General features: G+C 36.0%; 15 protein-coding genes. 4 read left to right on the forward strand and 11 right to left on the reverse strand.

All coding sequences use genetic code 11. The annotated features are described in order from the left end of the window. Nucleotides 1-10 precede the first annotated feature (10 nt). The 5 genes from fbp to SMAR_RS04685 form a co-directional block, all read right to left on the reverse strand. The gene (gene fbp / locus SMAR_RS04665) at nt 11-1,183 is read right to left on the reverse strand and encodes a fructose-1,6-bisphosphate aldolase/phosphatase (RefSeq protein WP_011839193.1); all 1,173 of its coding nucleotides are present in this window, start codon (nt 1,181-1,183) and stop codon (nt 11-13) included. 164 nt (nt 1,184-1,347) lie between these two features. Then, nucleotides 1,348-3,153: a ribosome biogenesis/translation initiation ATPase RLI gene (locus tag SMAR_RS04670; RefSeq protein WP_011839194.1), complete on the reverse strand. Its 1,806-nt coding sequence runs from the start codon at nt 3,151-3,153 to the stop codon at nt 1,348-1,350. Between the two features lie 174 nt (nt 3,154-3,327). Next, nucleotides 3,328-3,615 (reverse strand): DNA-directed RNA polymerase subunit M, encoded by a 288-nt coding sequence (locus tag SMAR_RS04675; RefSeq protein ID WP_011839195.1) that lies wholly within the window; start codon nt 3,613-3,615, stop codon nt 3,328-3,330. A gap of 287 nt (nt 3,616-3,902) precedes the next feature. After that, nucleotides 3,903-4,394, reverse strand: coding sequence for a hypothetical protein (locus SMAR_RS04680; protein WP_011839196.1), 492 nt, complete (start codon nt 4,392-4,394; stop codon nt 3,903-3,905). Between the two features lie 64 nt (nt 4,395-4,458). Continuing rightward, nucleotides 4,459-4,665 (reverse strand): 30S ribosomal protein S17e, encoded by a 207-nt coding sequence (locus tag SMAR_RS04685; RefSeq protein ID WP_011839197.1) that lies wholly within the window; start codon nt 4,663-4,665, stop codon nt 4,459-4,461. Between the two features lie 184 nt (nt 4,666-4,849). Between SMAR_RS04685 and thsB the strand changes: the two genes are divergently transcribed. Continuing rightward, entirely contained in the window at nt 4,850-6,490 is a 1,641-nt protein-coding gene (thsB, locus tag SMAR_RS04690; RefSeq protein WP_011839198.1) for a thermosome subunit beta, read from the forward strand. A 21-nt stretch (nt 6,491-6,511) separates the two neighbouring features. Here thsB and SMAR_RS04695 read toward each other — a convergent pair whose 3' ends face one another. Genes SMAR_RS04695 through SMAR_RS04705 form a run of 3 tightly spaced genes read right to left on the reverse strand, consistent with a single transcriptional unit; the run spans nt 6,512 to nt 8,352 of the window. After that, nucleotides 6,512-7,567: an ATP-binding protein gene (locus tag SMAR_RS04695; protein ID WP_052833834.1), complete on the reverse strand. Its 1,056-nt coding sequence runs from the start codon at nt 7,565-7,567 to the stop codon at nt 6,512-6,514. 20 nt (nt 7,568-7,587) lie between these two features. Further along, nucleotides 7,588-7,938, reverse strand: a complete 351-nt coding sequence (locus SMAR_RS04700) for a hypothetical protein (RefSeq protein WP_052833835.1) — start codon at nt 7,936-7,938, stop codon at nt 7,588-7,590. A 60-nt stretch (nt 7,939-7,998) separates the two neighbouring features. Next, nucleotides 7,999-8,352, reverse strand: a complete 354-nt coding sequence (locus SMAR_RS04705) for a DNA-directed RNA polymerase subunit G (RefSeq protein WP_244372320.1) — start codon at nt 8,350-8,352, stop codon at nt 7,999-8,001. A 107-nt stretch (nt 8,353-8,459) separates the two neighbouring features. Between SMAR_RS04705 and SMAR_RS04710 the strand changes: the two genes are divergently transcribed. Together SMAR_RS04710 and tgtA are read left to right on the forward strand one after the other, a co-directional pair. Beyond that, nucleotides 8,460-8,909, forward strand: coding sequence for an Lsm family RNA-binding protein (locus SMAR_RS04710; RefSeq protein WP_011839200.1), 450 nt, complete (start codon nt 8,460-8,462; stop codon nt 8,907-8,909). Nucleotides 8,910-8,915: 6 nt separating this feature from the next. Then, complete coding sequence (tgtA, locus tag SMAR_RS04715) at nt 8,916-10,454, forward strand: tRNA guanosine(15) transglycosylase TgtA (RefSeq protein ID WP_011839201.1); 1,539 nt, start codon at nt 8,916-8,918, stop codon at nt 10,452-10,454. Here tgtA and SMAR_RS04720 read toward each other — a convergent pair. From SMAR_RS04720 to SMAR_RS04730, 3 genes are all read right to left on the reverse strand, one after another. Continuing rightward, complete coding sequence (locus tag SMAR_RS04720) at nt 10,417-11,169, reverse strand: proteasome assembly chaperone family protein (protein WP_011839202.1); 753 nt, start codon at nt 11,167-11,169, stop codon at nt 10,417-10,419. The two genes, tgtA and SMAR_RS04720, sit on opposite strands and share 38 nt — an antisense overlap. A 4-nt stretch (nt 11,170-11,173) precedes the next feature. Next, nucleotides 11,174-11,659, reverse strand: a complete 486-nt coding sequence (locus tag SMAR_RS04725) for a PUA domain-containing protein (protein WP_011839203.1) — start codon at nt 11,657-11,659, stop codon at nt 11,174-11,176. Nucleotides 11,660-11,750: 91 nt separating this feature from the next. Beyond that, complete coding sequence (locus SMAR_RS04730) at nt 11,751-12,959, reverse strand: proteasome-activating nucleotidase (RefSeq protein WP_011839204.1); 1,209 nt, start codon at nt 12,957-12,959, stop codon at nt 11,751-11,753. A gap of 103 nt (nt 12,960-13,062) precedes the next feature. On the opposite strand from SMAR_RS04730, the gene SMAR_RS04735 reads away from it, so the two are divergent. Then, on the forward strand, nt 13,063-13,572 hold the full coding sequence (locus tag SMAR_RS04735; protein ID WP_011839205.1) for a multiprotein bridging factor aMBF1: 510 nt from the start codon (nt 13,063-13,065) through the stop codon (nt 13,570-13,572). Nucleotides 13,573-13,592: the final 20 nt, after the last annotated feature.

The following is a 13,592-nucleotide window of genomic DNA, read 5'->3' on the forward strand; positions in this document are numbered from 1 at the left end:
ATTAATTGATTTAATCATGTTCTTCTTCGCTAGTTCCAGATAATAATGCACTATGTCTTTTAATTACGTGGACTTCTTCCGTCTTCACAAATCTATCTTTAAGCTTCTCCAATACTGCTGGTAGCGTAGTGTATTCCATTTCTTCTGGTCCTAGACGGTGAGGCATGAATGGTCCGTGGCGCCTCATGTATTCTGCTATTTGTACACCTAGTTTTCTTGTCTCGTCAAATGCCACATCATCGAACAAGTCTACTGGGCCAATAAGTCTGCCTTTAGCAATATTCCAGCCAAGCGCCATTACACGTGGTGGTCCATCAAATCTTGTAACCCTAGCATATCTCTGTGGAACAGGTATTAACGGACCATGATGACTGCCACGCATCCAGCCAGCTACTAGGTGTGGGAATGAGAATGCTTCAAGTACCTCTCCTACAGCTGGTAATCCATGCTGTGCTCTAACTATAGCTACAGGATCATCTTTACCAACGTATTTTCCAGCGATTAAATTCAACCTCTCAACACTTACGACAGCTGCTTGTAAGTTGTCGCTTTTTCTATAAACTCTTCTAACCACATACCTGCTAGGGGTCCCTATTAAAGCTAGTATATCATACATTTCCTCAGGAGCGCTAAGCTTAACAGATTTACCTTCAAATACGTCGTAGACTTCGAATATGAAGCCTTCATGCATTCTTGGATCAATTACTAAACCAGCAGTGTTGAATGGGTCAGCAAATATTCTGAAGATAGGTAAATTAAATGCTCCAGGCTCGGTTTTATCCGCGTGGAATGTAATCACTGTTTCTGCTTTTCTCTCAACCATCTCAATTTCTGCGACACCTGGACCAAGGCCTCGGACATTTCCTGAGAATGCATCACTTAACAAGTCTTGTCCAGCAGCATATAGTTTTAGCTCTTTAGCAACCTTTGCTGCAGCTTGAAAAGCATTCCATGCTAACTCATGTATTTCTGGAGCATCAACTCCTTTTCTATGAGTCATTATCAGCTGTATGTCGTCACCAACATGTGTTACATAGAAGTCTATTAACAATCCCTTCTGCTTAGCTTCAGCTAATACCTTAGTGGCTGCTGCTAACTGGTCAGGATGAGGCATTACATGCCCAGACATTGATCCAACATCTGCTTTAATAATTGATAAAGTTATCTTTTCACCCTCTGACATAGAATCCACCTAGAAAACCATGCTTTTATATTCTATATTGTCTAAGAGGGGTCTTAAGGATTGTCATCATAAATTTTTCCATGAAAATTTAAATGATTATTTCAAAAATATTGAAGACTCGGGATTAGCGATGAGCTAATATTTTTTAATCAATCAAGAAAGTGTCAGGGCATATAGTATTGGCCAATAGATTTTTGTTGTCTATCAAGATATGATCCAGGCTTATTAACTCTAGGTCTACCACTCTGTGGATCTCTTCTGACAGTTATTCCGAGTTCTTTCAGTAATTTATTGAAGCCCTCACGATTACTCATAGGCTTAGAAGCATATCCCTCAATACCGGGTTTTCCATAGAATACAATAACCTCGTCACTAACATAGTTTTGAAGCATTAAGTCGTGTTCGACGATCATTGCTGTTTTCCTTTTCTCCTCTATTATCCTTCTTATAACTTTTGCAACAGTAAGTCTCTCCTCTACGTCTAGATAAGCGGATGGCTCGTCTAGTAAGTATAGATCTGCTTGTTTAGCTAATGCAACTGCCACTGCTAGTTTTTGGAGCTCGCCACCGCTTAGATCAGCTACGTAGCGGTCAAGCATTTTGTTTAGGCCAAGTTTTCTTATAAGTTCAGCATAGATCCATGATGCAGGATTTAATGTGTTGGGTGAGGCTCTCCTGAGATTAGCAGCTACTGTTTCTTCGGGAAAAATTTTCGGCGATAATTCTTGGGGTTTAAAACTAATTGTTTCAACAGATACTAAAACTTCTCCTTCATCAGGTTCGAGTACTCCTCCTAACAATTTGATAAATGTAGTTTTGCCTATTCCATTGGGACCTATTATTCCCAATACTTCTCCCGGATAAGCTTCACCAGCTTCTATAAATAGTTTGAACCCGCTTGTTCTATATGTTTTAACTATATTTGTCCATTTCAAAATAGGGTATTCGCTTTCGGGCTTGACTCTAATGTCTACTTGTATACGGAAATGAATGGGCTCCCTTCTTATCCTCATATTTTCTGCTGGGAGATAACCTTCTAAGTAATGATTTATACCGGTTCTTACACCATATGGTTTGGAAACTATTCCGTAAACGCCTGGTTCACCATATATTATTGAAACTTGATCACTTATGTAATCCAGTACCATGAGATCATGTTCTACAACCATGACATATTTCTTAGACACATCTATAAATTCCCGTATTGCCTGAGCCACTCTTAATCTCTCCTTAACGTCGAGATAACTACATGATTCATCAAAGAAATATGCGTCCGCTTCTTTTACTAGGACTGCTGCTACTAAGAACTTTTGTAGTTCTCCCCCACTAAGTTCAGATATTTTTCTATCAAGGACATGTTTTATAGCAAGCTTATCTACTACTTCTCTATCAATACCTCTCTCATCAGCTTTCTTTAGAAGCTCTCCAACTCTCCCTTTTAATCTTCTCTTAACCAATTCGACATATTGGATCTTAACGACAGGTCTTATCTTATTATTTGCTAACTTAGCAAAATATGTTTGAAGCTCTGTTCCTCTGAACCTTTTAATTATATTATCCCATTCTAGATCGGCTCCAACCTGTCCTAGGTTTGGTTTAAGAAGGCCTGATAATATCTTTATACTAGTTGTTTTACCACTACCGTTTCGACCTATAATTCCCATTATATTTCCCAGCCTAGGTATGGGGAGATTATATAGTTTAAACATGTTTTCTCCATAACGGTGAACAACATTTTTCTCAAGTTCATCTGGTAAATTAACTATTGATATAGCGTTGAAGGGGCATTTCTTAACACATATTCCACACCCAATACATATATCCTCATATATGACCGCATGTTTACCGTCAGGGGAGAGCTCTATGGCTTTTTTGCGCTTAGTCTTATTTACAGGACAAAACCTTATACATTCTAAGTTACATTTGTTCGGCTTACAGTATTCACGATCAACAACTGCCACTCTAACCATTTCATAACTCACCAAAGCATAATTACTTCATTGATTACTTGCTACTTATGACACTACATGAATATACATAAATATATTAGTTCTAAACATACATAGGTTATACAGATGATGATTGGTGACGGCTCGGAGAAAATAATCTATTTTCAATGAAGAGTAATCGGTGAGGTTCTGATCTTATTCTTCTCCTCCACCCTCTTCTTCCTGAAAAGTCTCCAAGAATACCTCATAGTATTCTCTGAGAATCTCTCTTTCCTCAGGAGATAAAGCAAGTTTTTTAGCTTCTGTAGCTTTAGATGTTAATACACGTTTCCCCCTATCAACCTGAAACCTCATCCTATAAAGCTCCGCTGTCTTTTTATCAGCTTTAATCTCGTATCCACACCTAGCACATTTTAAGTATATGCCATCCTCCTTTTTTACTGGTAACATTGGTCCGCCACATCTTGGACAGAATTTAACCATTATGTTCACCAGTTTAGAGTTAAATACGCATCTATACATTATTTTGCTAGAGAAAATACTACTTTATCGAGAGTAATAAATTTATCCTACCTATATATTTAGTAGCGTAGCCATGATCATACTAATTACTTAAATATCTGCATAGAACCAAGAAATATAATAGCATATAAAACTGGTAGCAGGTGAACATAGATGATCTGGTTAGAGGAAGAATGGTGGGAGGAAGAAGAGGAAGAAGAATGGGAAGAAGAGGAAGAGTGGTGGGAAGAGGAAGAAGAATGGTAAAACTATAGCATCTCCAAGATTGACTGAATGTTTTTTGCTAGCACTTTAAAGTCATGCTCTTTAAGATCAAAAACTAGATCTGCCGGATCACATTTATTGCTGATACTTATTTTTTGATTACCAATTATAATCAAATAATAGTTTTTAGAAGAAACAAAACCAGTATTGATTTTATTAATTGTATCTCTTAATTGTCTTTGGCCAAGTATAAACATTGACAATAATAAACCCTTATTTCGAATTCGTGTATATGTTTTCTCATATACGATATAATGTAGTACTCCTTGTACGAGTTGGTTAATTGAATATATAGCGTTAACGGGGATTAACGCATAAACGTTTTTGTCATCTAGTTTGAGATTATCTAGTTCTTCATCAATGTTTTCTCTACTTTTCTTACAGTAGAAAATATAGAAGTAAATAGTTTTTCCAAGGTAGTTAATCATATAGAATCCTTTTTCAATAGTTTCTAAATTAAATATTTTATTGTCCAATTATTGTTCCCGTATATTATTTATAGAAAATACTTTCTTGCCTAATCCATTAATACTTATCTTGCTAGGCTTGTATTTGTCTCTTTAATTTTATGCCTACTAGATGCGTTATATAGCCTGCAATCTGGTTTCTAAGTTTTTTGGATTTGGTTTCTATTAGTTTTGACACTACCTTTTTATTATGTTCGAAATCCCTTGTGAATAGATTGGGGTACTTTTCTAATAGTTCCCTAGCTGTTCTCTTAACAATTTTTGTTCTTACTTTTCCCATCCAGTACACCTCACTACTATAAACTCTATGGCAACTGTATTTCAAACCTATTAATGATATATGTGGGGTTTTTAACTTATCTATTAACCGATCATGGATAAATTTATATAGAAGTGGTTTTATGAGTAAACAATGACAAATTATACAGTATAGAACACTAGGTTCTAAATATAAGGTGATGGTTATGGCAGTTGAGCCTATGGGTATACCTGTACTTATACTCAAAGAGGGAACACAGAGAACAGCTGGACGCGATGCTTTAAGAACAAATATCATGGCTGCTCGAGCAGTCGCAGAAATGATTAAAACAACCTACGGACCTAAAGGCATGGATAAAATGCTTGTTGATGCATTAGGAGATGTAACAATCACAAATGATGGAGCAACTATACTGGACAAAGCAGAAATACAGCATCCAGCAGCTAAGATGCTTGTCCAAATAGCTAAGAGCCAAGATTATGAAGTAGGAGATGGCACGAAGACCGCTGTAATATTTGCTGGAGAACTGCTAAGACATGCTGAGGAACTATTAGACAAAAATATTCACCCAACAATTATAGTTGGCGGATACAGGAAAGCATTAGAAGAAGCACTTAGCTTCCTATATCAAATCGCTGAACCCATAGACATTAATAATGATGAAACCCTCAAAAAAGTGGCTAGAACAGCATTAACAAGCAAAGCAGTACATGAAGCAAGAGACTACTTTGCAGAAATATCGGTAAAAGCAATTAAACAAATAGCCGAAAAGAGAGGAGATAAATACTATATAGACCTAGACAATGTCCAGATAATCAAGAAATATGGTGGAAGCCTACTAGACTCACTTCTAGTTTATGGTATTGTTCTTGATAAGGAAGTTGTTCATCCTGGAATGCCTAGGAGAGTTGAAAACGCCAAAATAGCATTAATAGACGCACCATTAGAAATAGAGAAACCAGAGATCGATGCAGAAATAAGAATAACAGATCCAAGCCAGCTCAGAGCATTTCTAGACCAAGAAGAAGAGATCCTGAAGAAAATGGTTGATAAGATTGCTGATACTGGTGCTAATGTTGTTATTTGTCAGAAGGGTATTGATGAAGTAGCACAACACTTCCTAGCAAAGAAAGGAATACTAGCAGTAAGAAGAGTAAAAAGATCAGACATGGAAAAACTAGAAAAAGCAACAGGAGGAAGAATCATAAGCAACATCGATGATCTAAAACCCGAGGATCTGGGAGAAGCCGAGCTCGTTGAGGAGAGAAAAGTTGGAGAAGACAAAATGGTCTTTGTGGAAGGATGCAAGAACCCCAAGGCTGTAAGCATCGTTATACGTGGAGGATTAGAGAGATTAGTAGATGAAGCTGAGAGGAGTCTAAGAGACGCATTAGCAGCAACTGCAGATGCTGTGAAAGATGGAAAAATTGTTGCAGGAGGCGGAGCAGTAGAAGTAGAACTAGCTAAACACTTGAGAAAATACGCTAAAACTGTTGGCGGCAAAGAACAATTGGCTATAGAAGCTTTCGCGAAATCACTAGAGGGACTAGTAATGGCTCTAGCTGAGAATGCAGGATTAGATCCTATCGAGATCATTATGAAGCTTAGAGCCGCACATGAGAAGGAAGAAGGTAAATGGATAGGCATTAACGTGTTTACTGGAGACCTTGCAAACATGATGGAGCTAGGAGTAATCGAGCCTGTAAGTATAAAAGCCAATGCTATAAAGTCTGGTGTTGAAGCAGCAACAATGGTACTTAGAATAGATGATGTAATAGCTGCCAGCAAGATAGAGAAGCCTGAGGAAACCGGTAAGAAGGGCGGAGAAGGCGGAGAAGAAGAGTAATCTTTTTAGAGACAAACCATATTAAAACTCTTTAACTTTTATTATAACTGGTTTTTTAAGTCCTCTCGTATATAGAACAGCTTCTCCCACATCTAGGTATGGTATTATTTTCTCAATATTTAATGGTAGATATAGAGATTTAGACACTACTTCTAGATCATTCAGTGATTTAATGGAGTGAATTATTTTAGTATTAGTGTTCAGCATTGCTTCATCAACTAGTTGTGAAGGCGATTGAGAAACAATGACTAAGCCTATGCCAAACTTTCTAATCTCAGACAACATACGGGTAATTATTCCAATATAGTTGTTCCTACCTAGAACATTTTGTGCTTCTTCTAAGACAACCAGTAATTTGTTATGAGATCCAATTCTTCTTTTAATGGCTTCCCTAAATATTTTCTTCAATAGTATTGAAACATATATTCTACGAATATAGGGGTCTTGGATTCTTGAGGCATCAATTATTATTGGGTTCTCATAAGTATTTATATATTCTACGAGTTTATCTCTGCTAGAACCAAATATTTCTCGAAGGCTATCTCTTGTTAATGGACTAATTTTTCTGAGGAGAGATAATCTACTCTCCCTAAACCATGATCCTTCATCTTCAATGTCTTCTAGAATGTTTTTGAGATCATAAATACTATTGATCATATGGTTTTTGTTCTCAAATATTTTTTCTAGAATAAAAACTTGTGGAGGAGTAAGACTTAATGAGTCTTGAAGCAGTTCTATGAAGTCATATATATTGTTTTGTTCAATTATGTTTAGAGGTACTCTTCTTGGCTCAAAATATTCTGCTTTATTGATTAGCTTCATGTATTCTCCATGCCAATCAATAATTAACACTCTATACTTACTGGTTTTCCTGATTAATTCATTTACTATTATGGATACTGTATGTGTTTTTCCGGAGCCTGTTGAACCAACCACTAATGTATGATGAGTTAGTGTATTTACTTGTATTCTAGCTCTGACCGGGATTCTAGAATTAATTACTTCGCCAATATCTATTGTTTCACCACTGAATCTTGCTAAGTATTCTTGTCTAGGATACTTTATTGTTGGCTTCAAGAAACTAGGTATTATTAATCCTATACCGCTTCTTCTAGTAAAAAATTTCTAAGGCCTGGAATAGGTATTAATTCTATGTTTCTAGGATTTTTTATTTTCTTTGCAGCTAAGGCTTTTAGGCTTGATTCAATATAATCAGTTATGATCTCTGCTTCTACATCTATTTTCTCCTTGTCTTTTCCTCTTAGAATGATTAGTCCGTCTACATTGTTTTTTGTAATGAAAGATATCGTGATGTATGTTATGTCTTTTTTATTATTTGATCTCTGCTTTATGAATTCTCCTAGCTTCCTTAGATCTTTTTCTATTTCAGTTTCTTCGATGTCCACTACTCTATATAATCTTATATATTTAACAATGTAGTTTTTCATTTACCACCCTGTAAAATAAGGCTGTTCTTTTAAGGTGGTGTTTATTGAAAAACTTATAAATTATTGTTTTTTAGAAACACCGATGTAGAGTTCATTCATTACTTTGAACGGTGATTTTGGTTGTTCTTTCATCTTTATTACTACTAGGATGCCGGCTATGGATACTACTACTCTATAGGTATTGTCAAGTTTTGTTACAGATACAACATGGCCTTTGCCGCAGAAGTGGTGTTGTAGGCATTCTTTTTTACTAGTCGATATATTGATTACCAGATCATCGCCTTCACTTATCTTCATGAGTTTTTCATTCATTTCCAGAGTAATTTCTACACTATCACAATCACTAATCGCTCGATACATTCCTATATATCTTAGGGGCTCTATACTTCTAACCTTACATTCATAACTAACCATTTCATACACCATTCAACTATTCCTTTATCCAACAAACACTTTATTGAAGAGAAACTTCAATATATCTCTTACTAGATATATGTTTTCCGAGTTAAAAGGTGATAGGAATGGCTTTAATAGATGCATCTAGAAGATTAGCTGCAGAACTAGCTGGTTTAGTTGATAAAAAAGTAAAAGTTATCTTGGCTGATGGAAGATTTTATGAAGGAATACTAACGGGATTCGATCACCCGTCTCTCAATATATTATTGGAGAACGCTGTAGATAATAAAGGGAATAAATATCCTAAGGTGATTATTAAAGGAGAAAGAATCTCGGAAATCCTAACTACCGAAATACCATTATTTGATCCAAATGATTTTAGAGAATACATTATTAGGGAAATGAGGCTTCCAGAGCATCTCGTAAAAATTATACCAGAAGCTAGAGTAGTAATTGTTCAGGGTAGATATAAAGTTTCGGAGAAAGGAGTGGAAGGGACAGGGCCACTTGCCCAAACACTATACGAGTTCTTCCAGAGATATATTGAAGAAAGAAAGAAGCTTTTGCAGGGTTAGAGCGTTTTGGAATACTATGATCCAAGAGATTATGATTTAGCTGGTAGAATAGCACGTTTAAAAACTAGGCATGGAGTTATTGAAACTCCGTATCTTTTTCCAGTAGTAAATCCTCTTCGTCAACAACCAAGCATTGAAAAACTATATGAGTTAGGATTTAATGCATTCATTACTAATGCATACCTCTTCTATAGAAGAAATAAGGGAGAGATAAGAAATATTCATGAAGCACTTGGATGGAACCATGTAATAATGACTGATTCTGGAGGATACCAAATACTCGTATACGGTAGTGTAGAAATTGATAATAAGACAATAGTCGAGTACGAGAAAAAAATTGGAGTAGATATCGGAGTAATACTCGATATACCGACTGGAACCCGGATGAGCTGGGGAGAAGCGCGAGAAGCAGTATTTGAAACATATAAACGAGCCGTTGAAGCATTACCATTAATAATGGATTCTGACCAATTATGGGTTCTACCTATACAAGGCTCGCCCTACAAAGACTTACTAATATACTCTTCGATAAAGGCCTGGACACTACCATACCACATACACGCATTGGGTTCTCCAACAGTTCTTCTAGAAAAATATGATTATGAAAAAATAGTTGAATTAACAGCTATTGCTAGAATACATCTACCACCACATAAGCCTCTCCACGTATTCGGAGTTGGACACCCAATGATAATACCTTTCCTAGTTGCTTTAGGCGCAGATTTATTCGATTCTGCAAGCTATATATTGTATGCCAGAGATAATAGGTATATGACAGAAACAGGAACTAAGAGATTAGAAGAACTACAGTATTTACCATGCAACTGCCCGGTTTGTTCAAGATATAGTGTTAAAGAACTCCTTGAAATGCCTAGGTACAAAAGAATAGAATTACTGGCTCTACACAATTTATACATGTTAAAAAAAGAATTGAACAATACAAAACAAGCTATAAAAGAAGGTAGACTATGGGAATACCTAGAATATAAGAGCAAAGCTCATCCAAGCTTAAGGAAAGCATTTAATATTCTTAAAAAATATCTAGAATACATTAAGAAATATAATCCAGCCACAAAAGGAACAACACTAGCACTATTACTCAACGATTCAGACTCACTTATAAATCCGAGACTTTCCCTTACAAAAGAAAATACCAAAGAATATATTCTCAAAAAATACCGTGGTAAACAAATATTGTTATTACCAGCTATTGAGAAACCCTTCAACCAGGAAAAGACCTATTTGAGAACAAAGAAACAATATAAAGGCTATGAAATATTATTCTACCACCCCTTCCTAGGGGTTTTTCCGCCACAATTATCAAATACTTATCCGTTTTTCCAACACGAAGTAGGAGTTATTAATGAAAATGTTATAGAGAATCTTGTGAATGAATTAAAAAAAGTTATATTAGAAATTAATCCCGAAAAAATAGTGCTTGTAAAAATAGGTATGAAACCCTATGATGATATTATTGATGAATTATTGAAAGATAAGAATCTGGTATCTACATATACATTGGATGTTCTCTCTTTGTCTGCTTAACTTCTCCCTCTATAGCCTTCATTAATTCTTCCTTCTTTTCCTCAACAGCCTCTATCTTGCTAGCTTCCTCTAATAATTTACTAGTATCTATTTTTAAACCAAGCATATCAGCAATAACGCTTGTTGCAACAGCACTAGCTCTGGGATCAGGTCTATAAAGCTCTGTATAAGCAAAAATAGCTACTCCAGGTATACGATGCGCTTCTACAAACATCATTGTCAATGCTAATGGTCCAATAACATGTTTTTCTTCTAAGAGGGGGGCGTCGAGTTTTGCTTGGTATCCGCTCAAGGGTATCCATCTATATTTCTCATCTTCTCTCTCCTTAATAGCTGGATCAAGTCCTCCAACAAGAATTGCTTTAGATACACCTATTTCTTTCAACCATCTCGCAACGAATTCTGCATAACTTGTTCTCTCTCTAACATGGGGAACTCCATGATTTACGAGTACAAGAAGTTTCTTACCATCGATTTTTCCGTAGTATAACTCAAACGGGAACACCAAGCCTAGATCTTTCTTGTAAAGTGTTGCCTCTGGAAAATAGCGTGTTCGTATAAAACCTATTTTTCTAAGTTTTAGCTCTAATGATATATGGCGCGATGTGAGATAACCAACCATTCCAAATCCTTGATAACCAGTAATAAATACAGAATCTTCCAGTTCCTCCTTAGAAATCTTCTCTAGAAGAAATAATTCTATGCTTTTAACCAATGCTTTACTCCTCCGAAACACCTTCTCTTAATCTAACGGCTTCGCCCCAGCTATAATATGTTATTTCCCATCCGGGTTTAATAGCTCTTCCAACACCTAATAATTCATATGAATCGCTATCAACCACTAATACTTCATCACCAGGCTTAATATTGGGATCAGCCATTACTACATGCTTACAAAATACGTTTCCACCTGAAGCTATGAACTCACTGTATCTACTATTAACATAGATTCTTAGATGTGGATGCGGCAATATTTTGTTCAAGACTTTGCCTGCGGAAACATGTAGTATAAACCTATAATCCCCTGCTCTAATTGATAAATATATTTTATTATTAAGTAGAAGATACCTAATTTTCATTGTTGAAGGACTAATAACCAAGACAATATCATCAGGTATCAGTTGTTCACCGACGCCTCTAAATTCCAGGTCAGCAATTGCTCTAAGTTCTTCTAGCTCTTCTACTGTAGGCCTACGTTTTATCAAAATAGTACACCGTGATAAATAGTAGAGAAGACATGGTATAAAAATGAGCTCTACATGGCTTTATTTATAATTATTTATTGAATATAATTATTTATTGAAGCATGTATCTAGAATAATCTTTCTCTAAACGATCCATCAAGTACTCCGTATTCTTATCTCTTATTTTCTTCTTGCTCATAACTTTCTTGATTGAATAAATGAAGTCTTCCCTTATAACATATTTCCTATTGTTTCTAATCGCGTTATATCCGGCTTCTGTAACAATTGATTTTATCTCTGCACCAGTTGCACCCTCAGTTAGCCTCGCTAACTCGTATAGGTCAACATCTCTGCCTAGCTTCATTTTTCTTGTATGGACTTTGAATATTTCATATCTTCCGTTTAGGTCTGGTAACGGAACTTCTATTAATCTATCAAATCTTCCCGGCCTCAAAATAGCTGGGTCTAAAATATCTATACGATTAGTTGCCGCTATGATCTTGACTTTATCGAGTGGTTTAAAACCGTCAATCTCGGCTAGTAACTGCATAAGTGTTCTCTGAACCTCTCTCTCACCACTTGTTCCTATATCTAATCTACGAGCAGCTATAGCATCTATTTCATCAATAAACACTATTGCAGGAGCTTTTTTACGAGCATACTGGAAAACTTCACGTACAATACGTGCTCCTTCACCTATAAATTTTTGAACAAGTTCGCTGCCTACAATACTGATAAATGTTGCACCGGATTCATGAGCTACTGCTTTCGCGAGTAGAGTTTTACCACAACCAGGAGGACCATATAATAGTACGCCTTTAGGAGGCTCAATTCCTATTTCTTCGAAAAGCTCTGGATTCTTAAGTGGTAGCTCAACCACTTCACGCAATTCTCTTATCTGCTCTTTTAATCCACCAATATCCTTGAATGTCACATTTGGTCTTTCAATTATCTCCATGGATTTAACATAAGGATCCTCGTATTCAGGCAATATATCAACAATAGTTGAGCCTCTATTGTTTAAAGCAACATGTTGTCCTGGTCTAAGCTTTTCTAAAGGTATACTGTTTAAAACCTTAACCACTAAGCTCGGGCCAGTACTGCTTTTAACAACAACTCTTCCATCCTTTAGAACATTTACAACAACTGCTTCTATTAGTGGCGGAGACAATAGCTTCTCTATTTCTGATTTATAGAATCTAATCTTCATCATTAATTTATCGCGTTCACTCTCTAAGAACCTAATTTTCGATTCAAGCAGTCTTACATATTCTTCCTCATCAATTTCTGCTTCAAAAACTTTTTTAGCATCACTACTCATATCTTCTCATCTCCAACTATGTATATCTAAGATTAATACCCCTAAAAACCATAGTAGTTAATAGCACCTTGATTTTATTAAAATATGTAAGGTGAACAATATATTGCCGTGTTACTGCGAAATATGTGGTAGAGAAGTGCCTGATGAGAGAATGTGTAAAACGGTTGTTGTAGACAATGCTGTGCTCCGTGTATGTCCGCAATGTTATAGAAGACTGATGAAACAAGGCAAAGTTAAAGAAGTGGTTGAACCGATACAGAGGACTGTAAAGAAAACATCTAGAACACAATGGGTAAGAGCAAGAATACCTAGAAGACTATTAGAGGAATCATATGATATCGTAGAAGATTATGCTGAAAGAATCAGGAGGGCTCGTCAAAGACTTGGATGGACACAAGCTGTTCTCGCCCAGAAGGTTAGGGAAAAAGAAAATGTTATTAAGAGAATTGAAGCTGGAAGATTAAAGCCCAGCTTAGAACTCGCTAGAAGACTTGAGAAAGTACTTAAGATAACACTTCTAGAACCAATAGTTGAAGAACCTATTACTTCAACAGATAATGAAGAAGACTACTACACTATCGGGGATTTCATAAAGATTAAGAAGAAAAAATAGTTGATAATGAAGGGATACAA

Origin of the sequence: Staphylothermus marinus F1 (assembly GCF_000015945.1) — an archaeon.
Taxonomy (GTDB): Archaea; Thermoproteota; Thermoprotei_A; order Sulfolobales; family Desulfurococcaceae; genus Staphylothermus; species Staphylothermus marinus.